This window comes from Microbacterium ureisolvens, from assembly GCF_019511645.1.
Classification (GTDB): domain Bacteria; phylum Actinomycetota; class Actinomycetes; order Actinomycetales; family Microbacteriaceae; genus Microbacterium; species Microbacterium ureisolvens_A.
Genome location: NZ_JAEUAX010000016.1, coordinates 1 through 20947 on the forward strand (window position 1 = coordinate 1; position 20947 = coordinate 20947).

At 70.1% G+C, this 20947-nt stretch carries 19 protein-coding genes and 1 riboswitch; of the genes, 6 read left to right on the forward strand and 13 right to left on the reverse strand.

From position 1 onward, the window contains the following. Positions 1–53: 53 nt before the first annotated feature. A complete protein-coding gene (locus JNB61_RS18380; protein ID WP_220340618.1) occupies positions 54–1832 on the forward strand; it encodes a phosphoenolpyruvate carboxykinase (GTP) in 1779 nt (592 codons plus the stop codon). A gap of 230 nt (positions 1833–2062) precedes the next feature. On the opposite strand, the gene JNB61_RS18385 is transcribed toward JNB61_RS18380, so the two are convergent. Together JNB61_RS18385 and JNB61_RS18390 are read right to left on the reverse strand one after the other, a co-directional pair. Continuing rightward, positions 2063–4120: an ABC transporter ATP-binding protein gene (locus tag JNB61_RS18385; protein WP_220340588.1), complete on the reverse strand. Its 2058-nt coding sequence runs from the start codon at positions 4118–4120 to the stop codon at positions 2063–2065. Between the two features lie 26 nt (positions 4121–4146). Continuing rightward, a complete protein-coding gene (locus tag JNB61_RS18390; RefSeq protein WP_220290958.1) occupies positions 4147–4362 on the reverse strand; it encodes an AsnC family protein in 216 nt (71 codons plus the stop codon). Positions 4363–4512: 150 nt separating this feature from the next. Here JNB61_RS18390 and JNB61_RS18395 point away from each other — a divergent pair, with 150 nt between their 5' ends. Genes JNB61_RS18395 through JNB61_RS18405 form a run of 3 tightly spaced genes read left to right on the forward strand, consistent with a single transcriptional unit; the run spans position 4513 to position 7147 of the window. Continuing rightward, complete coding sequence (locus tag JNB61_RS18395) at positions 4513–5454, forward strand: ABC transporter ATP-binding protein (RefSeq protein ID WP_220290955.1); 942 nt, start codon at positions 4513–4515, stop codon at positions 5452–5454. After that, positions 5451–6323 (forward strand): ABC transporter permease, encoded by an 873-nt coding sequence (locus JNB61_RS18400; RefSeq protein WP_159845909.1) that lies wholly within the window; start codon positions 5451–5453, stop codon positions 6321–6323. Before JNB61_RS18395 ends, JNB61_RS18400 begins: the two co-directional genes overlap by 4 nt. Then, positions 6320–7147, forward strand: coding sequence for an ABC transporter permease (locus tag JNB61_RS18405; protein WP_220290951.1), 828 nt, complete (start codon positions 6320–6322; stop codon positions 7145–7147). The genes JNB61_RS18400 and JNB61_RS18405 overlap by 4 nt, the downstream gene beginning before the upstream one ends. A 68-nt stretch (positions 7148–7215) precedes the next feature. On the opposite strand, the gene JNB61_RS18410 is transcribed toward JNB61_RS18405, so the two are convergent. The 7 genes from JNB61_RS18410 to JNB61_RS18440 all read right to left on the reverse strand — a co-directional run bounded on the left by JNB61_RS18410 (position 7216) and on the right by JNB61_RS18440 (position 14056). Continuing rightward, positions 7216–8691: an MFS transporter gene (locus tag JNB61_RS18410; RefSeq protein ID WP_159848902.1), complete on the reverse strand. Its 1476-nt coding sequence runs from the start codon at positions 8689–8691 to the stop codon at positions 7216–7218. Between the two features lie 226 nt (positions 8692–8917). After that, positions 8918–9271: a hypothetical protein gene (locus JNB61_RS18415; protein WP_045300921.1), complete on the reverse strand. Its 354-nt coding sequence runs from the start codon at positions 9269–9271 to the stop codon at positions 8918–8920. Positions 9272–9321: 50 nt separating this feature from the next. Next, complete coding sequence (gene ribH / locus JNB61_RS18420; protein WP_159845900.1) at positions 9322–9798, reverse strand: 6,7-dimethyl-8-ribityllumazine synthase; 477 nt, start codon at positions 9796–9798, stop codon at positions 9322–9324. Next, positions 9795–11069, reverse strand: a complete 1275-nt coding sequence (gene ribA / locus JNB61_RS18425) for a GTP cyclohydrolase II (RefSeq protein WP_220340589.1) — start codon at positions 11067–11069, stop codon at positions 9795–9797. The genes ribH and ribA overlap by 4 nt, the downstream gene beginning before the upstream one ends. Further along, positions 11066–11734: a riboflavin synthase gene (locus tag JNB61_RS18430; protein ID WP_220340590.1), complete on the reverse strand. Its 669-nt coding sequence runs from the start codon at positions 11732–11734 to the stop codon at positions 11066–11068. The genes ribA and JNB61_RS18430 overlap by 4 nt, the downstream gene beginning before the upstream one ends. Next, positions 11734–12771 (reverse strand): bifunctional diaminohydroxyphosphoribosylaminopyrimidine deaminase/5-amino-6-(5-phosphoribosylamino)uracil reductase RibD, encoded by a 1038-nt coding sequence (gene ribD / locus JNB61_RS18435; protein ID WP_220340591.1) that lies wholly within the window; start codon positions 12769–12771, stop codon positions 11734–11736. Before ribD ends, JNB61_RS18430 begins: the two co-directional genes overlap by 1 nt. 68 nt (positions 12772–12839) lie before the next feature. After that, a riboswitch (FMN riboswitch) is annotated at positions 12840–13005 on the reverse strand. A gap of 91 nt (positions 13006–13096) precedes the next feature. After that, positions 13097–14056, reverse strand: a complete 960-nt coding sequence (locus tag JNB61_RS18440) for a sugar-binding transcriptional regulator (protein ID WP_220340592.1) — start codon at positions 14054–14056, stop codon at positions 13097–13099. A gap of 79 nt (positions 14057–14135) precedes the next feature. Between JNB61_RS18440 and JNB61_RS18445 the strand changes: the two genes are divergently transcribed. Together JNB61_RS18445 and glpK are read left to right on the forward strand one after the other, a co-directional pair. Then, a complete protein-coding gene (locus JNB61_RS18445; RefSeq protein WP_220340593.1) occupies positions 14136–15875 on the forward strand; it encodes a glycerol-3-phosphate dehydrogenase/oxidase in 1740 nt (579 codons plus the stop codon). A 70-nt stretch (positions 15876–15945) separates the two neighbouring features. Then, positions 15946–17484: a glycerol kinase GlpK gene (gene glpK, locus JNB61_RS18450; RefSeq protein WP_220340594.1), complete on the forward strand. Its 1539-nt coding sequence runs from the start codon at positions 15946–15948 to the stop codon at positions 17482–17484. A gap of 30 nt (positions 17485–17514) precedes the next feature. Here glpK and JNB61_RS18455 read toward each other — a convergent pair whose 3' ends face one another. From JNB61_RS18455 to JNB61_RS18470, 4 genes are all read right to left on the reverse strand, one after another. Then, positions 17515–18375: an Fpg/Nei family DNA glycosylase gene (locus tag JNB61_RS18455; RefSeq protein ID WP_220340595.1), complete on the reverse strand. Its 861-nt coding sequence runs from the start codon at positions 18373–18375 to the stop codon at positions 17515–17517. Between the two features lie 87 nt (positions 18376–18462). Beyond that, a complete protein-coding gene (locus tag JNB61_RS18460; RefSeq protein WP_374226649.1) occupies positions 18463–18906 on the reverse strand; it encodes a GNAT family N-acetyltransferase in 444 nt (147 codons plus the stop codon). Between the two features lie 115 nt (positions 18907–19021). Further along, on the reverse strand, positions 19022–20029 hold the full coding sequence (gene trpS, locus JNB61_RS18465; protein ID WP_220340597.1) for a tryptophan--tRNA ligase: 1008 nt from the start codon (positions 20027–20029) through the stop codon (positions 19022–19024). 30 nt (positions 20030–20059) lie between these two features. Then, positions 20060–20926, reverse strand: a complete 867-nt coding sequence (locus JNB61_RS18470) for an exodeoxyribonuclease III (RefSeq protein WP_220340598.1) — start codon at positions 20924–20926, stop codon at positions 20060–20062. Positions 20927–20947: the final 21 nt, after the last annotated feature.

Here is a 20947-nt window from a genome sequence, read left to right on the forward strand (position 1 = left end):
GTCCCACCCTCACCCGGACGTACGGCGAAGTGCCGACCGTTCAGGGCGAAGGCATGGCCGCACTGCGCGCGTGGGTCGACGAGATCGCCGAGCTCACCCAGCCGGCACGCATCCACTGGGTCGACGGCTCGCGCGCCGAGAACGACGCGCTTCTGCGCGAGCAGGTCGAAGAGGGCAAGCTCATCAAGCTCAACCCGGAGTGGCGGCCGGGTTCCTACCTCGCCCGCTCGCACCCGAGTGACGTCGCGCGCACCGAGGCGCGCACCTTCATCGCGTCGGAGCGCGAAGAGGACGCCGGCCCCACGAACAACTGGGTCGCTCCGGACGAGATCCGCGCCACCATCAGGCCGCTGTTCGAGGGGTCGATGAAGGGCCGCACGATGTACGTCGTGCCGTTCTCGATGGGCCCGGTCGGCGGCCCGCTGTCGCACATCGGGGTGCAGGTCACCGACAGTGCGTACGCCGTCACGTCGATCGGCATCATGACGCGGGTCGGCACCGACGTGCTGCGCGAGATCGCCGGCGGCGCGCACTGGGTCAAGACCGTGCACTCGGTCGGCGCCCCCCTGCAGCCGGGCGAGCAGGATGTCGCGTGGCCGTGCAACGACGAGAAGTACATCGTCCACTTCCCCGACACGCTCGAGGTCTGGTCGTACGGCTCGGGTTACGGCGGCAATGCGATCCTTGCCAAGAAGTGCTTCGCGCTGCGCATCGCCTCGGTCATCGGCCGCAACGAGGGATGGCTCGCCGAGCACATGCTCCTCATCCGCGTGATCGATCCGGCCGGACGCGCCTACCACCTGGCGGCGGCGTTCCCGTCGGCCTGCGGCAAGACGAACCTCGCGATGCTCCGCCCGACGATCCCGGGCTGGCGCGTCGAGACGCTCGGCGACGACATCGCGTGGCTGCGTCCCGGCGAGGACGGGCGCCTGTGGGCGATCAACCCCGAGGCGGGCTTCTTCGGCGTCGCGCCGGGCACCGGCGAGTCCACCAACGTCACCGCGGTCGAGACGCTGTGGGGCAACACGATCTTCACCAACGTGGCGCTGCGGCCCGACGGCGACGTGTGGTGGGAGGGTCTCACCGACGAGCCGCCGGCGGAGCTCACCGACTGGGAGGGCAAGCCGTGGACCCCGGCATCCGGTCGCCCCGCCGCTCACCCGAACTCGCGCTTCACCGTCGCCGCGGCCCAGTGCCCGCAGATCGCCGACGACTGGGACGCCCCGCAGGGCGTGCCGCTGGACGCGATCCTGTTCGGCGGACGCCGCGCCACCAACGTCCCGCTCGTGGTCGAGGCCACCGACTGGACGCACGGTGTGTTCATGGGCTCGAACATCTCGTCCGAGAAGACGGCGGCGCAGGAGGGCACGGTCGGCGAGCTGCGCCGCGACCCGTTCGCGATGCTGCCGTTCTGCGGCTACAACATGGCCGACTACTTCGGGCACTGGCTGAGCGTGGGGCAGAAGCTGCGCTTCGACCGCGCGCCCCGCGTGTTCCAGGTGAACTGGTTCCGCAAGGGCACGGACGGCCGCTTCCTGTGGCCGGGCTTCGGCGACAACTCGCGCGTCATCGACTGGATCATCCGTCGCATCGAGGGCGAGGTCGGCGCCGTCGAGAGCCCCATCGGCCGCCTGCCCCGCGCTGAGGACCTCGACCTCGAGGGCATCGACGTGCCCCAGGCCGACCTCGACGAGCTGTTCGCCGTCGACCCGCAGCTGTGGCTGCGCGAGGCGGAGCTCACCGAGGAGTTCTACCGCACCTTCGACGGCCGTGTCCCTGCCCCGCTGTGGGCAGAGCTCGCCGCGCTCCGGTACCGCCTTCAGCGCGCCTGACCCAGACCGGCGCCCGGCCCTCTTCTTGGCAGAGGGGCAGGGTGCCTGAGCGACCTGCGGTCTTCGGACCGTGCCGGTCGACGCGGATGCCCCGGCCCCATCTGTGCGGGGGGCCGGGGCATCCTTATGCCTTCTGACCTTTCGCAGATCAGGAGATCTGCCAGACGCAGGACGATGCGGCGGCGTTCGTCCTGTTCCGGTCGGATCTCCTGATCTCGGAGACGGCTGCGTCAGACGAGCAGCTGGTGCTTCGCGAGATCTCGATAGAGCGGGGTCGTCTGCACGAGCTCGGAGTGCGTGCCCTGGCCGACGACGCGCCCGTGCTCCATCACCACGATGTGGTCGCTGTCGACCACCGTCGACAGCCGGTGCGCGATCACCACGAGCGTGCGCCCCGCGGCGACCGCGTCGATCGCCTCGCGCATGCGCTGCTCGTTCAGGCCGTCGAGCGACGACGTCGACTCGTCGAGGAGCAGGATCGGGGGAGCGGCGAGCAGAGCCCGGGCGATCGCGAGGCGCTGGCGCTCGCCGCCCGAGAGCATCACGCCCGACTCGCCCACCGGTGCGTCGACACCGAGCGGGTTCCGGTCGAGCACCTCCCCGAGGTTCACGGCGCGCAGGACGGCCTCGCACTCCGCGTCGGTCGCCTCGGGCGACGCCAGTCGCAGGTTGTCGCCGATCGTCCCGGCGAGGGTCGGGGCGTCCTGTTCGACGTAGCCGAGCTGCGCGCGCAGATCGTCGCGGTCGAGGGTGCGCACGTCGGTGCCGTCGAGCAGGATCGCCCCGTCGGTCGGGTCGTAGAACCGCTCGATGAGCGCGAGGGTCGTGCTCTTGCCCGCACCCGACGGCCCGACGAGCGCGACCCGCGTCCCCCGTGGAACGGAGAACGACACGCCGCGCAGCACATCGGAGTCTGCGGAGACGGATGCTGCGGCATCCGCCAGTCCGTCGAGGCCGCTGTCACCCGCCCCGTCGCCGAGCACGATCGTCGACGTGTCGACGTGCGCGCTCTCGAGCACCGCGAGCGCCTCGGACTCGGCCTTGCGGCGGGCCGCCACGACGTTCTCGGGGTAGCGGAACCGCACGTCGCGGAACTCGATCGCCGGCGCGAGGCCCGCGGATCCGAGGAGATCCGCCGAATCGAGGAGGGAATCGGCCGGGCGCGTCCTCTGATCTGCCGATGCCCTGGCTTCTGCAGCCGGGCGCGCAGCCACCCGCGCGGCGGTCGCGGCGTCGTCCTGCGACTCCGTCGGCAGGTCGAGCACCTCCTGGATGCGGCCGAGGGCGCCGAGCGCCTGGCTCACCGAGGTGATCGCGCCGAAGAACGAGCCGAGCGGCGCGATGAGCATGAAGAGGAACATGATGAAGGTCACGAGAGCCGCGATCGACAGCGCGCCGGTCGCGACGCGGAAGCCGCCCAGGCCGATCACGACCAGCAGCGACACCTGCAGCGCGATACCCGCGATCGGCACCACGAGCGCCGACACCTTGGCGATACGCACCCCCACGGTGTACGCATCCGTCGCCTGCGTCGTGACCGCGTCGATCTCGCGCTGCGTGGCGCCCGAGGCGCGGACGGTGCGGATCGAGCCGACGGCGCGCTCGACGCCGGACGCGAGGACGCCGACCTTCTCCTGCTGTTCCGTCGAGGCGGTGCGGATGCGGCCGCTCAGCGTCACGACGCCGAGCACCGAGATGCCGATGACGAGCACGATGATGCCGAGCAGCAGCGGGTCGATGATCGCCATCGCGACGAGCGCGCCGACGAACAGCAGCGCGTTGCCGACCGAGTCGGCGAGACCCTGCGTGAGGGCGGCGTAGAGGAGGGTGGTGTCGCTGCCGACGCGCGAGACGAGGTCTCCGGTGCGGCGCGCATCGAACTCGCTGATCGGCAGGTGCAGGATGCGCGCGATGAGCCGGCGCCGGCTCGAGTACACGACGGCGGTGCCGGTGCGCTGCAGGAGGTAGTGCTGCCAGCCCGAGATGAGCGAGGCCAGGATCACGAAGCCGACGAGGGCCCAGATGAGCAGACCGAGATCGAGCCCGGCCTGCACGCGCGTGATGACCTGCCCGACGAGGAGCGGCTGGACAAGGGACGCGCCCGCGCTCAGGATGCTGAGCACGATGACGACGGCGAGCGTGCGCTTGTGCTCGAAGAGGTACGGCAGCAGCTGGGCGAAGGTGGCGCGCGGCCCCTCCTCCGCCTTGCCGCGCCGGCTGCGCCCGCGGCGGGGGCGCGGGGTCGCCTCGGTGGCGGCGGGGGCTTCGTCGAGATCGGCGGAGGGCATGGGTGTACCTCGTTCGTGAAGGGGGCTCACCTTCGACCGTACTTCTTGTGGACGGCCTGTCGGCTCACACCGAGCGCGCCCGCGATCGCCTGCCAGGAGAAGCCGAGGTTGCGGGCTCTGCGCACCTGGACCTCTTCGGCACGTGCGAGCTCGCGGCGCACCTCGGCGAGGCGGTGCAGCTCCGCGATCGGCTCGCGACCGCCTGCCGCCCCGATCAGGGTGGTCAGTTCGTCGCCGCTCATCGCGGAGCCCCTCGTCTCGGTGACGGATGCCGCCGGCCGCGGCATCCGTGTCAACCGTAGTTGACGGTCGCAGGTGTGTCAACTCACGTTGACGGAGGCGCGCTCGTCCACCCACTGGGCCGTGTCGGAGCCGGGCGTTAGGGTAGTCCGGTGCCCGCCCCCGTGATCACCGCTGAGAACCTCGTCAAGGCCTACAAGGTCAAAGGCAAGCCGGACTTCCTCGCGGTCGACGGTCTGTCGTTCGAGGTGGCGCCGGGCGAATCGTTCGGCCTGCTCGGCCCGAACGGTGCGGGCAAGTCCACGACCATGAAGATGGTGGGCGCGGTCTCGACGCGCACGTCGGGTCAGCTCGAGATCCTCGGGCTCGACCCCGATCGCTACGGCCCGGAGATCCGCTCGCGCCTGGGCGTCGTGCCTCAGCAGGACAACCTCGACGGCGAGCTCAACGCGCGCGAGAACCTCTACATCTACGGCCGCTACTTCGGCCTTCCCGGCAAGGTGTGCCACCAGAAGGCCGACGAGCTGCTCGCGTTCGCCCAGCTCGAAGACAAGGCGAAGAGCAAGGTCGAGCAGCTCTCCGGCGGCATGAAGCGGCGGCTCACCATCGCGCGCGGACTCATCAACGATCCCCGCATCCTGCTGCTCGACGAGCCGACGACCGGTCTCGACCCGCAGGCGCGCCATGTGCTGTGGGACCGCCTGTTCCGTCTCAAGGAGCGCGGCACGACGCTCGTGCTGACCACGCACTACATGGACGAGGCCGAGCAGCTCTGCGATCGGCTGATCGTCGTCGACAAGGGCCGCATCATGGCCGAGGGCACGCCGGCCTCGCTCATCCGCGAGCACTCCAGCCGCGAGGTGCTCGAGGTGCGCTTCGGCTCCGACCGCAATGAGCAGGTGGCGCCGCAGCTCGAGGGCATCGGCGACCGCGTCGAAGTGCTGCCCGACCGCATCCTCGTATACGCCGGCAACGGCGAGGCCGCACTCGAGACGGTGACGCATCGCGGGCTCACGCCGCTGACCTCGCTCGTGCGCCGCTCGAGCCTCGAGGACGTCTTCCTCCGGCTCACCGGAAGGTCGCTGATCGAATGAGCCTCCCTTCCGAAGACGCCACGACTCGCGTGCAGCCCACGCTCGACGAGCTGCGCGAAGAGGCGATGCAGTGGGGTCGCAAGCCGCGCGCGCTGGGCACCTGGTACGTCACCGAGCACATGGTGCGCGCGATGCGCGCGTACGGATGGACCATCATCGTCGGCGCGCTGGGCCAGCCGATCCTCTACCTGCTGGGCCTCGCCGTCGGCCTCGCCGCGCTCATCGACGCTCCGATCACCCAGAACGGCGTCGAGGTCTCGTATCTCGTGTTCGTCGCGCCGGCCCTGCTGATGACGGCCGCGATCTCGGTCGCCTCGGAGGAGTTCTCGTATCCGGTCATGGCCGGCTTCAAGTGGCGCCGGTACTTCTTCGGGTTCAGTGCGACCGGGCTGTCGCCGGGGCAGATCGCCGGCGGGGTCATCGCCGGCGCCTCCGCGCGCATCATGGTGGTCACGGTCGCGTACTACCTGTTCCTGTGGCTGTTCCAGGCGGTGCCCGACCCGCAGACGGGGTGGTTGACCATCCCCATCGGCCTGCTCGCGGGCCTCGCTTTCGGCATCCCGTATATGGCCTACGCCGCGTCGATCACCGACGACAAGGGCCAGGTCGCCCTCGTGCAGCGCTTCATCTTCATGCCGATGTTCCTGTTCTCGGGCACGTTCTACCCGCTGGCGACCCTGCCGCTGTGGCTGCAGTGGATCGGCTGGGTGTCGCCGCTGTGGCACGCGACCGAGCTCGGCCGCGTCGTCACCTACGGGCTGCCGATGGATCCGTTCGCGATCGTCGTGCACGTCGGGTACCTGCTTCTGCTGTCGATCGGCGGCTACGTCATCGGCCGTCGCATCTTCCAGAGGAGGCTCGGCGCATGACCGTCGCGACCGGCACCGAGGCCGCCGCGATCCGTGCCGGCGGCGTGCGCGCGCTGTGGGCGGGCAACCCGCAGTCCGTCGTCCAGCGCGGCCTCATCGCCGCCCGATCGTCGAGCTGGGCGGTCGTGCTGTCGGGCTTCTTCGAGCCCGTCTTCTATCTCGCCTCGATGGGCATCGGCCTGGGCGCCCTCATCGGCGACGTGCAGACCTCCAGCGGCGTCGAGGTGCCCTACGCGGCCTTCATCGCCCCCGCGCTCCTCGCTGTCTCGGCGATGAACGGCGCGATCTACGACTCGACGTGGAACGTCTTCTTCAAGCTCAACTACGGCAAGCTCTACGAGGGCATGCTCGCGACGTCGCTCGGCCCGCTCGACGTCGCCCTGGGCGAGATCCTCTATGCACTGCTGCGCGGCCTGCTGTACGCGACCGGCTTCATGATCATCATGCAGATCCTGGGGCTCAACCTCGCGTGGACGGCGATCCTCGCGCTTCCTGCAGTGCTGCTCATCGCCTTCGGGTTCGCGAGCCTCGGCATGGCCGTCACGAGCTACATGAAGACCTTCCAGCAGATGGATTGGATCAACTTCGTGCTGCTGCCGATGTTCCTGTTCTCGGCGACGCTGTACCCGATCACGATCTACCCCGAGTGGATCCAGCGCATCATCATGGCGTTCCCGCTGTGGCATGGCGTCGAGCTCGTCCGCGGACTCACCACCGGGATCCTCACCCCCGAGATGTGGTGGCACGTCCTCTATTACGTCGTCATGATCGCGATCGGTCTGGTGTTCACCACGAAGCGCCTCCGCGCACTGTTCCTGGACTAGAGCCCCGAGGACGACGGATGCCGCGACCCCGGCCGGGTCGCGGCATCCGTCGTCCTCGAGAACGGGGGCTACAGCGAGCCGGTGGCTCCGACGCCCAGGTCGGCGTTGTAGTCGACGTCCTTCGTCTCCGGCGAGAGGAGGAGCGCAATGAAGGTCAGCACGCCCATCGCCGAGAGGTAGACGCCGACGAGCCAGGGGCTGCCGTCGGCCGAGGCCCACAGTGCGACCGCGACGATCGGGGCGAGGGCGGCGCCGAGGATCGACGACACGTTGTACGAGATGGCCGAGCCGGAATAGCGGACGTTCGTCGGGAAGAGCTCCGGCAGCACGGCTCCCATCGGCCCGAACGTCGAGCCCATCAGCATGAACCCGAAGATGAGGAAGGCCTGCGTCAGGGCTCCGGTGAACTTCGGGTCCAGCTGCGGCGACAGGAACAGGTTGAACGTGAGGCCGAACACGATGATGAGACCCGTGACCCACAGCAGCAGGCGTCGGCGGCCGATCGCGTCGGCGATCGGGCCCGAGAGCAGCGTGAAGATGCCGAAGAACACCACGCCGATGATCTGCATCAGCACGAAGTCGGTGTAGGCGAAGCCCAGGCCAGGGTAGAACTGCGCCGCGAAGGCTGCAGGGTCGAACGCGGTGCCGGCCGCCTCCGCCGCCTTCTGCGCGGCCGCCGATGCGGTCTCGAGGTCGGCGGCCTTGGTGCCGTACGAGAGCGTGAAGTTCGTCATCAGGTAGAACAGCACGTACGTCGCCAGCATGATGAACGTGCCGAGGATCAGGTGCCACCAGTGGTGCCGGATGACGGTGCCGAGCGGGAACTTGCGGATCGCGCCCTTCTCCTCTGCCTTGACGAACGTCTCGGACTCGACGAGGCGCAGACGCACCCAGAGGCCGATGATCACCATGACGGCCGAGAACAGGAACGGCACGCGCCAGCCCCACGCGAGGAAGTCGGCCGAGCGCTGGCCAGCGCCGTCCGGGTGGGGGAGCAGGTAGTTGATCGCGAGGAACACCGAGTTGGCGATGATGAAGCCGAGGGGCGCGCCGAGCTGGGGGAACGTGCCGTACCACGCACGCTTGCCCTTGGGCGCGTTCTCGGTCGCGACGAGGGCAGCACCAGACCATTCACCACCGAGCGCGAAGCCTTGCGCGAGGCGCAGCACGAGCAGCAGCACCGCGGCCCACACGCCGATCTCGTTGAACGTCGGCAGGCACCCGATGAGGAACGTGGCGATACCCATCGTCAGCAGTGATGCCACGAGCGTCGCCTTGCGCCCGAACCGGTCGCCGAAGTGGCCGAAGACGATGGCGCCGAGCGGGCGCGCGACCATCGCGGCGCCGAAGACGCTGAACGACAGCAGGAGGGACGTGGTGTCGTTGCCTGTCGGGAAGAAGAGGATCGGGAAGACCAGGACGGCGGCGGTCGCGTAGACGTAGAAGTCGTAGAACTCGATCGTCGTGCCGACGAGGCTCGCCAGGATGACGCGGGAACGGGGATTGGCTGGGGCCGCCGTGGTGGCGGTGGTGGGGGAGGACATATTCACCTGGGCATGCGCGGAGCGGGGCATCCGGATGGGATGCGGCGGTGGGCGGACGCCAGGCGCAGGGTGGCGCGTCGGGCGGCACTGCACTGGGTCACCGTGGGTCGGGCGGTGTCGCCCGGCACGAACATCCACCCTACTCCCGGGATCGCGCTCAGGCTCCAGAGACGGAAAACGGATGCTGCGGCCCAGGGCCGCAGCATCCGTTTCGCGTGTCCGTCGGTCAGCGCCAGAGCACGGCGATCGCGGCGTTCGCGAAGGTCAGCACGCCGATCGACCAGAAGATGGCGCCGGGCACCGAGCCGGTCTTGCGCTGACGGCCGGCGCCGATGCCGAGCAGCGCGCCGATGATCACGAGGATGACCAGCTTCACGCCGATCTTGGCGTAGTTGAGGTCATAGTCGATGCCCCACGGGGCGGCGAGGATGAGGCCGGCGAGACCGGCGATCGCGAGGCCCCAGTTCATGAGGCGCGTGATCTGGTGCTTTCCGTTCACCGCTTCGACGACCCAGGCGCCGAAGAGGATGGCGAAGCCCACGAGGTGGACGAGCACGACGACGTGGCGGAGGATTTCCATGCCATCAGTCTAGCTGAAGGTTGCTCCGCCGCCAGTGCGGAATCGCCGGGTCAGGCGCGCAGGTCGCGAAGCACCAGGGCGGTGCGGATGGCCGCGTCCGCCGCCTCGAACCCCTTGTCCTCCACGGAGCCCTCGAGGCCCGCGCGGGCGATGCCCTGGGCCTCATCGTCGAGCGTGAGCACACCGAACCCGACCGGCTTGCCGGTGTCGAGCGCGACGCGCGTCAGCCCGTCGGTCGCCGCATTCGAGACGAACTCGAAGTGGGGGGTGCCGCCGCGGATGATGACGCCCAGGGCCACGACCGCGTCGGCTCCGGCATCCAGCGCCGCCTTCGCCACCACGGGAAGCTCGAAGGAGCCCGGAACCCGCACGAGGCGGTGCGAAGCGCCGGCCGCGTCGGCCGCGCGAGCCGCGCCGGCGATCAGGCCGTCGGTGATCGTCTCGTGCCAGGTGCCCGCGACGACGACCACGTCGAGTCCGCTGCCGTCGACGGGTGCCGTGGCCTCGGGTGCGCCCTTGCCGCTCATCGTTCTGCTCCTTCGTGCATGTGGGCGATGGCATCCGCCAGGTCCGCCTCGTCGATCAGGTGTCCCATCCGATCGCGCTTCGTCGCCAGGTACTGGTGGTTGTTCGGGCCGACGCCGACCAGCAGCGGCACCTGCTCGACGATGTCGAGGCCCAGACCGCGCAGCTGGTTCACCTTGTCGGTGTTGTTCGTGAGCAGACGCACCTTCTCCACACCGAGGTCGGTGAGGATGCCGGCAGCTGCCGCGTAGTCGCGCGCGTCGGCGGGAAGGCCCAGCGCGAGGTTGGCATCGACGGTGTCGAGGCCGCGCTCCTGCAGCGAGTATGCCCGGAGCTTGTTGATGAGCCCGATGCCGCGACCCTCGTGGCCGCGCATGTAGATGACCACGCCGCCGTCCTGTTCGATGGCATCGAGGGCGGCCTCGAGCTGCGGGCCGCACTCGCACTTGAGCGAGCCGAACGCCTCGCCGGTCAGGCACTCCGAGTGCACGCGCACGAGAGGCGCGTCGCCGAGCTCGCCCGACACGACCGCGATGTGATCGGTGCCGGTGACGCGGTCCTTGTACGCGAGGAAGCGGAACTCGCCGTGGGCGGTGGGCACATGCGCCTCCGCCCGCAGGCTCACGCGGCGCCGGTGGGCGCCTCGTACCGCCGGGTCGCACGGCACGTTCTCGTCGAGATAGGCGGTGAGCTGCTCGATCGTGATGACCGGGATCCCGTACTCCGCCCCCAGCTCCTGCAGCCCGGGCAGCCGCATCATGCTGCCGTCCTCGGCGACGACCTCGCCGATGACGCCGACCGGTGCGAGGTCGGCGAGCTTCATGAGCTCCACCGCGGCCTCGGTGTGGCCCGCGCGCTCGCGCACACCGCCGTCGACGGCGCGCAGCGGGAGGATGTGGCCGGGCCGGATCACGCTGGTCGGCGTCGACTTCGGGTCGGCGAGCACGTTGAGCGTGTGCGCGCGGTCGGCGGCGCTGATCCCCGTGGAGACGCGGTCGGCGGCATCCACGCTCACCGTGTACGCGGTGCCGCGGGCGTCCTCGTTGTTCTCGACCATCGGCGGCAGGTCGAGGCGATCGGCCCAGTCGGCCGGCATCGGCGCGCACAGGAAGCCGCTCGTCCAGCGGACCGTCCACGCGACCCACTCGGGGGTGGCGAGCTGGGCCGAGAGGATGACGTCGCCCTCGTTCTCGCGGTTCTCATCGTCGGCGACGATGACCGGACGGCCGGCGCGCAGCGCCTCCAGGGCCTCGGGGATGGTGGCAAGGCTCATTTCGAGCCTCCTTCCGTGGGTGCGGACGCGTCCGCGGGCAGTTCAGGGTGGGCGCCGACAGGTGCGAAGGACAGCAGACGCTGGACGTGGCGCGCGAGGATGTCGGTCTCGAGGTTGACGCGGTCGCCCGGCTTGCGGTCGCCGAGGGTCGTGGCGACGAGGGTCTCGGGGATGAGGGACACCTCGAACCAGCCGTCGCCGGGGGCGGCGGGGCTCGCATCGCTCACGGTGAGCGAGACGCCGTCGACGGCGATCGAGCCCTTGTCGACGACGAGCGGGGCGAGCTCGGCCGGGACGGAGATGCGCAGCACCCGCCACTGGGCGCCCGGGCGGACCTCGAGCACCTCGCCGGTGCCGTCGATATGGCCCTGCACGATGTGCCCGCCGAGGCGGCCGTGCGCGGCCGTCGCGCGCTCGAGGTTGACCGCGCGGCCGGAGGCGACGCCCTCCAGCGTCGACATGCCGAGCGTCTGCTTCATCACGTCGGCGGTGAACCAGTCCGGGCCCTGCTCGACGACGGTGAGACACACGCCGCTGACCGAGATGGAGTCGCCGTGCGAGGCATCCGACACCGCCTTCGGTCCGCGCACCGTGACGCGCACACCGTCTCCCGACGGTTCGACAGCGGTGACCTCGCCGATCTCCTCGATGATTCCGGTGAACATCAGGCGTCTCCTTCCGAAGCGGGGTGGGCGACGAACAGCAGATCGTCGCCGAGAGGGGTGACGGATGCCACGGCCAGGCGCCGCGCTTCGCCGATCGTGGTCACGCCGATGTCGTGAAGCGCCAGGCGGTCGCCTCCGAGGAGCACCGGCGCCACGTAGACGAGCAGTTCGTCGGCGAGCCGCTCGCGCAGGAACGACGCCGCCACAGCGGGACCGCCCTCGACGAAGACGCGCTGCACTCCGCGGTGGCGCAGGTCCTCCAGCATGGCTTGCAGCCCGCCCGAGGCGTCGTCGCCGCGGTACTGGAGGAACTCGCGGGGATGCCGCCGCACGGCCGCCGCCTCGGGTACCTCGCGCGCACCGACGACGACCGGCACGGGCTGATGGGGCAGCAGCGAGCCGTCCTCGGCGCGGGCGGTCAGCGCGGGGTCGTCGGCGAGCACCGTGCCGGTGCCCGCCACGATCGCATCCGCCATGGCGCGTCGGAGGTGGACATCGGCGCGCGCCTGCGCGCCGGTGATCCACTTGCTGCTGCCATCGGATGCTGCGGCCCGGCCGTCGAGGCTCTGTGCCCACTTGACGGTGACGTGCGGGCGCCGGAGGCGCTGGACGGTCAGCCAGGAGTCGAGCAGGGCGGTCGCCTCGTCGGCGAGCAGACCGGCCTCGACCTCGACACCGGCCGCCCGGAGCCGGGCGCCGCCGCCGGAGGAGTGGTCGCCGGGATCGGCGATCGCATAGACCACGCGCGTGACGCCGGCGGCGATGAGCGCCTCGGAGCAGGGGCCGGTGCGACCCGTGTGGTTGCACGGCTCGAGGGTCACGATCGCGGTCGCGTCCCGCGCGGCGCCGGGCGCGAGCCTCGAGAGCGCGTCGACCTCGGCATGCGGGGTGCCGGCGCCGCGGTGCCAGCCCTCAGCGAGCACCTCCCCGTCAGGGGAGAGGAGGACCGCGCCGACCTGGGGGTTCACGCCGCGGGGGCCGCGTCGCGCGATCGCCAGCGCCCGACGCATCGCGTCGCGTTCCGCTGTGCTCGCCATTCGGCCCCTCGTCTCGTCGTTCTCGACGCCCCGGGGCATGGGAAGCGAAGGCGCGCATGGCGACGCCGTAGTGCTGCCTCCCATCCGGACTAGCGACCGGTTTCCCTGAAGAAACCTGTCGCATCACCGTCGGTTCCGGAATTCCACCGGATCGGCCGCATCCGAATGGATGCCGATGCCTTGGCTCGCGGACTGTCACCGCCGGTTCGGATTCGCACCGACCCCGGAGCACGTTGCTGCTCTCGAGTGTAGTCAACGCGGCATCCGTCCATTCATTCCATGTCTTCGCATGAAGCCCGCGCGCGGGACCCGTGCCGCCGGAGCCTCACTCCAGGAGCGCTCGCGCGGTGGCCTCGTCGACGATCAGGTCCGTCGCGATGCGCGCGGCGAGGGCGCCCTTCAGGCTCGCGAGCTTCGACACCCCCGACACGATGCACACGCGTCGGGGGATGCCGCGCAGCAGGTCGAGGCTCGGCCCGGTGGCACGGTCGTTCAGGGCGATGTTGTCGCTCGAGCCGTCGGCGCGGTAGAAGACCGTCGCCACGTCGCCGACGACGCCCTCCTCGTCCAGCTGGTCGAGTTCGGCAGGCTCGAGATAGCCGCCGCTGTAGACGTGGCTCGGCACGCGCGACCCGGCGGACCCCGTGCTGAAGAGGACCAGGTCCATGGCGGGCAGCATGTCGAGGATGCGCCGGGTGCTGCGCTCGCGCCACATCGCGTCCTTCGTGGCGGGGTCGTCGAAGAACGCCGGCACGGGGAACTGCTGCGCGCTCCCGTCGTACGCGGCGGCGAACCGGCTGAGGATCTCGCTCGCGTAGAGGAGGCCCGTCGAGTGGGTGTTGCCGGAGCCGTTCAGCTGCACGAATGTCGCGCCGTGCACCGGCTTCGGAACCAGGTGGCGGCTCACCGCCGCGGTCGTGGATCCCCACGCCACTCCCACCGTCATGTCGTCCTGCACGAGGTCGAGGAGCGCATGCGCGGCCGCGATCGCGACGCGCTGGAGCCTGTCGACCTCGGTGGCGTCATCGGGAACGGGAACCACTTGCGGGAGGATGCCGAAGCGCTCGGCCAGCCGCTCCTCGAGTCGCTGGGGCGCGGCGAAGGGGGACCGGATGCGGATGTCGACGATGCCTGTCGCGCGGGCGTGCGTGAGCAGCCGCGACACCGTGGAACGCGACGTGCCGAGCTCGCGGGCGATCGCATCCATGGTGCGGTCCTGCACGTAATAGAGGTGTGCGGCCGTCAGCGCGCGCTGCATCGTCCGGGCGTCGCCGATCTGATCCATCGCTCCATCGTGCACGTATGTGCATATCGCCTGCAAGGACGTCCAGCGGTGTCATGATGGGAGTGCGGACAGCACGACGATGGGGGATACGATGACGGCGCCGGCGGCGGAACGAGGATGGACTGCCCTCGCGGAGCGACCCTATGCCGACGTGCTCATCATCGGTGGCGGCATCAACGGCCTCGCCACCTTCCGCGATCTTGCGATGCAGGGGGTGGATGTCGCGCTCGTCGAGCGCGACGACTTCGTCAGCGGCGCTTCCGCGGCGTCGTCGCACATGATCCACGGCGGGATCCGCTACCTCGAGAACGGCGAGTTCCGGCTCGTCCACGAGGCCGTGACCGAGCGCAACGCACTGCTGCGCACGGCGCCCCACTACGTGAGGCCGCTGCAGACGACCATCCCCATCTTCTCGACGTTCTCGGGCGTGCTGTCCGCGCCGCTGCGATTCCTGCGCCACGGCGGCGGAAAGCACCATGAGCGTGGCGCTGCGCTCATCAAGATCGGGCTCGTGATCTACGACTCGTTCTCACGCGGCGGCGGCATGTTCGGCAAGAGCACGGTGCCGGGGCACAGCTTCCACGGGCGCAAACGCTCCCTGGCGCAGCTTCCGAAGCTGAACCCCGACGTGAAGTACACCGCGACGTACTGGGACGCATCGCTGCACGATCCCGAGCGCCTCGCGATCGATGTGCTGCGAGACGGCCGGGCGGCCGGCGGGTCGCGCGCCCGGGCCGCGAACTATACGGCCGCGGTCGGTGTCGACGCGGGGCGTGTTGTGCTGCGCGACGCGATGACCGGCGACGAGGTGCGGTTCACAGCATCCGTGGTCGTGAACGCCAGTGGCCCCTGGACGGACCTCACCAACCTCGCTCTCGGCGACCCGACCCGGTACATGGGCGGCACCAAGGGCTCGCACGTCGTGCTCGAACACCCCGAGCTGCTCGCGGCGACCGGCGGACGCGAGCTGTTCTTCGAGAACGAGGACGGACGCATCGTCCTCATCTACCCGCTGAAGGGCCGCGTCCTCGTCGGCACCACCGACCTCGAGCACGACATGGCGGACCCGATCGTGTGCACCGAGGCCGAGGTCGACTACTTCATCGAGCTCATCGCGCAGGTGCTCCCGACGATCCCGGTCGAGCGCTCTCAGATCGTCTACCGGTTCGCCGGCGTCAGGCCGCTACCCGGCCACGACGAGGTCTCGCCGGGGTTCGTCTCGCGTGACTACCGCGTCGAGTCCGCACCGCTGGTCGGCGGGGATGCCACGGTCCTGAGCCTCATCGGCGGTAAATGGACCACCTTCCGCGCGTCGGCCGAGCATCTCGCCGACCGCGCTCTCGAGCTGCTGGCCCGCCCGCGCCGCGGCTCGACCCGAGGGTTGCCGATCGGCGGCGGCCGTGGCTACCCGATGACGGAGCGCGCACGGCGGCAGTGGATCGCCGCCCGTGCGGGGGCGGTGCCGGCCGTCCGCGTGGCGACGCTGCTCGACCGCTACGGCACGGTCGCCGCGGCCGTCGTGGACGCGATCGCGGCAGACACGGACGACGTGCTGCTCGAGCACCTGCCGGGCTACAGCTCGGGCGAGCTGCGTCACCTCGCGGCCACCGAGGACGTCACGCATCTGGACGACCTGCTCCTGCGCCGCACCAGCATCGCTTTCATCGGTCAGGCGACGCCGGAGGCGGTGGCAGAGGCGGCCGCCGCGGTCGCTCCCGTGCTCGACTGGGACGCCGCGCGCACCGCACTCGAGGTCGGGCGTGCCCTGGACCGTGTCCACGCCGCGGACCCGTCCTGGATCCCCGCCGCCGCGCGATAGCCTGACCGCACGCGCGCTCGGCGCGCGCCGAGCGCGCGGGCGATGTCGCCCGCCGACCAAGGAGACGACGTTGCCCCATCACGTGCTGTCCATCGACCAGGGCACGACCTCGACGCGTGCCATCGTGTTCGACGCCGCCGGCGCCGTGGTCGCGGTGTCCCAGCGGGAGCACGAGCAGATCTTCCCGCGGGCCGGACGCGTGGAGCACGACCCTGTCGAGATCTGGACCAACACCGAGTGGGTCATCGCCTCGTGTCTCTCGCGCGCGGGGCTTGCAGCATCCGATGTCGCCGCCATCGGCGTGACGAACCAGCGCGAGACGGCGATCGTCTGGGAGAAGCGCACCGGGCGCCCTGTGCACAACGCGATCGTCTGGCAGGACACCCGCACGCAGCCGCGCATCGACGAGCTGGCGGGCGAGGGCGGGGCCGACCGCTTCGCCGAGACGACGGGGCTGCCGCTGGCGACGTACTTCTCGGCCTCGAAGGTCGCGTGGATCCTCGACAACGTGGCCGGCGCGCGCGCGGCCGCCGAGGCCGGGGAGCTGGTGTTCGGCACCCCCGACACGTGGGTCGTGTGGAACCTCACGGGGGGTGCGCGCGGCGGCATCCACGTCACCGACGTCACCAACGCATCGCGCACGCTGCTGATGGATCTGCGCACCCTCGACTGGTCGGACGAACTGCTCGCACTATGGGGCATCCCGCGCGCGATGATGCCCGAGATCCGCTCCTCGTCGGAGGTGGTCGGGCACTCCTCGCTGCCGTCGGTGCTCGACGGGGTTCCGATCGCCGGGATCCTGGGCGATCAGCAGGCGGCGACCTTCGGTCAGGCGGCCTTCGACGCGGGAGAGTCGAAGAACACCTATGGCACCGGCAACTTCCTGCTCGTGAACACCGGTGCCGAGATCGTGCGCTCCGGCAGCGGCCTGATCACCACCGTCGGCTACCGGATCGGCGACGAGCCCGCGCGCTACGCTCTGGAGGGTTCGATCGCCGTCACCGGATCACTGGTGCAGTGGCTGCGCGACAACCTCGGCATCATCCAGCGCTCGGAGGATGTCGAGACCCTCGCTTCGAGCGTCGACGACAACGGCGGCGCGTACTTCGTGCCCGCATTCTCGGGGCTGTTCGCGCCGTACTGGCGTCCTGACGCGCGCGGCGCGCTGGTCGGCCTCACCCGCTATGTCAACAAGGCGCACATCGCGCGCGCGGCGCTCGAGTCGACGGCGTTCCAGACGCGAGACGTCATCGACGCGGTCGTGGCCGACACCGGCCGCATGCTCGAGGAACTGCGCGTCGACGGCGGCATGACTCGCGACGACCTGCTGATGCAGTTCCAGGCCGACATCCTCGGCATCCCGGTCGTGCGCCCCAAGGTCGTCGAGACCACCGCACTGGGCGCCGCGTACGCCGCCGGTCTCGCGACCGGCGTGTGGAACGGCCTCGACGAGCTGCGCACGCACTGGCAGGAAGACGTCCGCTTCGAGCCGCGGATGCCCGAAGACGAGCGCGAACGCCGCTACCGGCAGTGGCGCAAGGCGGTGTCGAAGTCGCTGGACTGGGTGGACGACGACGCGCGGGCGCTCATGGGGACGACCGGCGGCTGACCTTCCTGGGGCGTCGAGCGAGGAGCCCGCTTACTTCAGCAGGCGCGAGAGGCGCCGGTCGGCGAGGATCTTGCCGCCGGTCTGACACGTCGGGCAGTACTCCAGCGAGTTGTCGGCGAAGAAGACGCTCCGCACCTCGTCGCCGCATACCGGACATTTCTCGCCCCGGCGACCGTGGACCTGCATGCCTCGGCGTTTGGCGTCTTTCAGCTCGGCCGGCGGTTTGCCGGATGCCTCGGCGACAGCATCCGTCAGGGTCTCCGTCATCGCGTCGAACAGGCGCGTGATGTCGTCGTCGGAGAGCGACGAGGCCAGCGCGTACGGCGACATCTTCGCCGCGTGGAGGATCTCGTCGGAGTAGGCGTTGCCGACGCCCGCGATGATCGTCTGGTCGCGCAGCACGCCCTTGATCTGTGTGCGTCTGCCGGCGAGCAGGTCGGCGAAGGTGTCGCGCGTGAAGGAGGCGTCGAGCGGGTCCGGACCGAGCCGCGCGATGCCGGGCACCTCGGCGGGGTCACGCACGACGTACACCGCGAGCGACTTCTTCGTGCCGGCCTCGGTGAGGTCGAACCCCGCACCGTCGGAGAGCGCCACTCGCAGCGCGATGGGTGTCTTGCCGGGGCGGATGATCGTCTTCGGCAGCTCGTCGTACCAGCGCAGCCACCCGGCCTTGGCGAGGTGGAAGACCAGGTGAGGGCCGGTCGTGGCGAGGTCGATGAACTTGCCGTGGCGCGCCGCGCCCGTGATCTCCTGCCCGTGGAGGGCGTCGATCGGCGGGTCGTACGTCTTCAGCGCGGCGATGTTCGCGACGGTCGCCCGCGTGATCTGCACGCCGGCGAGCCGCTCGCCGAGGAAGTCGACGAGTCCCTGCACCTCGGGCATCTCGGGCATGGGCTCATCCTGCCATGCCGCGGCGACACGCGGGCCGGTCGTCGACGGTCGGGAGGAGGAGGTCGCGCACCCTGAGCGGGTCGGTCGTCAATCCTCGAGGACAGGCCAGGGCTGCGGCATCCGTTCATCTATTTTCAGGAGTGCTGCGATCCATCCGTCGTCACGGTGCTTCGCGCTGACGAGCGCCTGGCGCAGGGTGCCCTCGAAGCGGAAGCCCAAGGCGCGCGCGACCCGCGCCGAGGCCTCGTTGCCCACGACGGCACGCCACTCGATGCGCGTGAGAGCCGCTCCTTCGGACGAGAACGCCCAGTCGATCACTGCGTTCGCCGCTTCGCGGAGGCGCCCGCCGCCGCGCTGATCCGGGGCGATCCAGTACCCGATCTCGCCGTTGCCCTGACCATCAAGGCGGTAGAACCCGATGGTACCGACGAGCGTCGCGCCGTCGCGGATCACCCACGTGCGATGCAGTTCGCCCGCCCAGCTGGCGCCGCGGATGAGCCGTGGCGAGCATCGATTCTGAGTTGGGCACAGTCGAGGGCTGGCAGGTGGCGCCCGGAAGCGGCCATAGCGGCGGCGGGTACCAGAAACACGGGTACCAGAAACGAAGGACGGATGCCGCGGCCCAGGTCGCGGCATCCGTCCGGGGTCAGCGGGAGCGGCGGAGGAGGCCGACCTTGTCGTAGACGTCGGCGAGGGTGCGCTCGGCGACTGCGGACGCCTTCTCGGCGTTGACCGCCAGCACACGGTCGAGCTCGGCCGTGTCGTCGAGCAGCTCGAGCGCGCGGGAGCGCACCGGCCCGAACTCGTTCACGACGACCTCGGCGAGGCCCTTCTTGAAATCGCCGTAGCCGCGGCCCGCGTACTCGTCCTCGATGGACGGGATCTGGCGGCCGGTCAGGGCCGCGTAGATCACGAGCAGGTTCGAGACCCCGGGCTTGGTCTCGCGGTCATAGCGCACCGAGCCCTCGGAGTCGGTCACGGCACGCATGATCTTCTTCGCCGAGACCGCCGGGTCGTCGAGCAGCCACAGCACGCCGGCGTCCGTCTCCGCCGACTTCGACATCTTCGCGGTGGGGTTCTGCAGGTCGTAGATGCGCGCGGTCTCCTGCTGGATGACCGGCATCGGCACCCGGAACGCCTCACCGAAGCGGCTGTTGAACCGCTCAGCCAGGTCGCGGGTCAGCTCGACGTGCTGCTTCTGGTCGTCCCCGACCGGCACGATGTCGGTCTGGTACAGCAGGATGTCGGCCGCCATCAGCACCGGGTAGGTGAAGAGGCCGACCGAGGTGGCGTCGGAACCGTAGCGCGACGACTTGTCTTTGAACTGCGTCATGCGCCCGGCCTCGCCGAAGCCCGTGATGGTCGACAGGATCCACGCCAGCTCGGCGTGCGCGGGCACGTGCGACTGCACGTAGAGAGTCGACTTCGACGGCTCGATGCCGGCGGCGATGTACTGCGCGGCGGTGCGGCGGGTCTTCTCGCGCAGGTGCTCGGGGTCCTGGGCGACCGTGATCGCGTGCAGGTCGACCACCGAGAAGAACGCGTCGTACGACTCCTGCAGGTCGCGCCACTGCATGAGAGCCCCGATGTAGTTGCCGATCTGAAGCGAGTCGGCGGAGGGCTGCATGCCGGAGTACAGGCGCGATCTACTCATCCGACAAGTCTATAAAGCGGATGCTGCGCCTCAGCGCCCGATCGAGTAGTCGGCGACGACGGGGGAGTGGTCGCTCCAGCGCGTGTCCCACGAGGGTGCGCGCACCACTCGGTAGTCGACGACCCGGTCGCCGAGCTCGGGCGTCGCGAGGTGGTAGTCGATGCGCCACCCGGTGTCGTTGTCGAACGCCCGCCCGCGCATGGACCACCACGTGTAGGGGCCGTCGACGTCGCCGTGGAAGCGGCGGCCGATGTCTACCCAGCCGAGGCCGGGGCCGGTCGAGCCGTCGACACCGACGACCTCCGTGCCCTCCTCGCCGAAGAAGCGGTCGAAGTACGCCCGCTCGCGCGGCAGGAAGCCCGCCTTCTTGACGTTGCCCTTCCAGTTGCGGATGTCGAATTCGCGGTGACCGACGTTGAGGTCGCCCATGACGAGCGCGAGCGGGGATGCGGCCTCGAGCTGCGGCATCCGCTTCTCCATCGCATCGAGGAAGGCCCATTTCGCATCCTGCTTGGGAGTGTCGGCTTCGCCGGTGTGCACGTAGGCGCTCACGACGATCAGGCGTTCGCCGTCGATGTCGAAGTCGGCCTCGATCCAGCGGCCGGCACTGTCGAGCACCTCCGCCGCGTCCTCGGCGGCGGGGCCCAACACGCGGCGCACCTCGACGGACGGGATGCGGCTCGCCACCGCCACGCCGGCCCGGCCCTTCGCGAGGGCCTCGTCGTTCACGATCTCCCAGCCGGGCAGAGCGGCGCGCAGTTCGTCCTCGGTCGCCCGCACCTCTTGCAGGGCCATCACGTCGATGTCGGCGGCGTCGAGCCACTCGAGCATGCCCTTGCGCGTCGCCGCGCGGATTCCATTGACGTTGACAGAGGCGATGCGAACACGGGGAGACACGACGGCAAGACTATCCGGGGC

Coding starts and splice junctions, on each gene's coding strand:
- JNB61_RS18405 (WP_220290951.1), top strand. CDS start 6,320: ATGACCGTCGCGACCGGCACCGAGGCCGCCGCGATCCGTGCCGGCGGC.
- JNB61_RS18455 (WP_220340595.1), bottom strand. CDS start 18,375: ATGCCCGAGATGCCCGAGGTGCAGGGACTCGTCGACTTCCTCGGCGAG.
- JNB61_RS18415 (WP_045300921.1), bottom strand. CDS start 9,271: ATGGAAATCCTCCGCCACGTCGTCGTGCTCGTCCACCTCGTGGGCTTC.
- JNB61_RS18440 (WP_220340592.1), bottom strand. CDS start 14,056: ATGGATCAGATCGGCGACGCCCGGACGATGCAGCGCGCGCTGACGGCC.
- JNB61_RS18390 (WP_220290958.1), bottom strand. CDS start 4,362: ATGAGCGGCGACGAACTGACCACCCTGATCGGGGCGGCAGGCGGTCGC.
- ribA (WP_220340589.1), bottom strand. CDS start 11,069: ATGAGCCTTGCCACCATCCCCGAGGCCCTGGAGGCGCTGCGCGCCGGC.
- ribH (WP_159845900.1), bottom strand. CDS start 9,798: ATGAGCGGCAAGGGCGCACCCGAGGCCACGGCACCCGTCGACGGCAGC.
- ribD (WP_220340591.1), bottom strand. CDS start 12,771: ATGGCGAGCACAGCGGAACGCGACGCGATGCGTCGGGCGCTGGCGATC.
- JNB61_RS18445 (WP_220340593.1), top strand. CDS start 14,136: ATGGGGGATACGATGACGGCGCCGGCGGCGGAACGAGGATGGACTGCC.
- JNB61_RS18385 (WP_220340588.1), bottom strand. CDS start 4,120: ATGCCCTCCGCCGATCTCGACGAAGCCCCCGCCGCCACCGAGGCGACC.
- JNB61_RS18430 (WP_220340590.1), bottom strand. CDS start 11,734: ATGTTCACCGGAATCATCGAGGAGATCGGCGAGGTCACCGCTGTCGAA.
- JNB61_RS18410 (WP_159848902.1), bottom strand. CDS start 8,691: ATGTCCTCCCCCACCACCGCCACCACGGCGGCCCCAGCCAATCCCCGT.
- trpS (WP_220340597.1), bottom strand. CDS start 20,029: ATGAGTAGATCGCGCCTGTACTCCGGCATGCAGCCCTCCGCCGACTCG.
- JNB61_RS18400 (WP_159845909.1), top strand. CDS start 5,451: ATGAGCCTCCCTTCCGAAGACGCCACGACTCGCGTGCAGCCCACGCTC.
- JNB61_RS18380 (WP_220340618.1), top strand. CDS start 54: ATGGCCGCACTGCGCGCGTGGGTCGACGAGATCGCCGAGCTCACCCAG.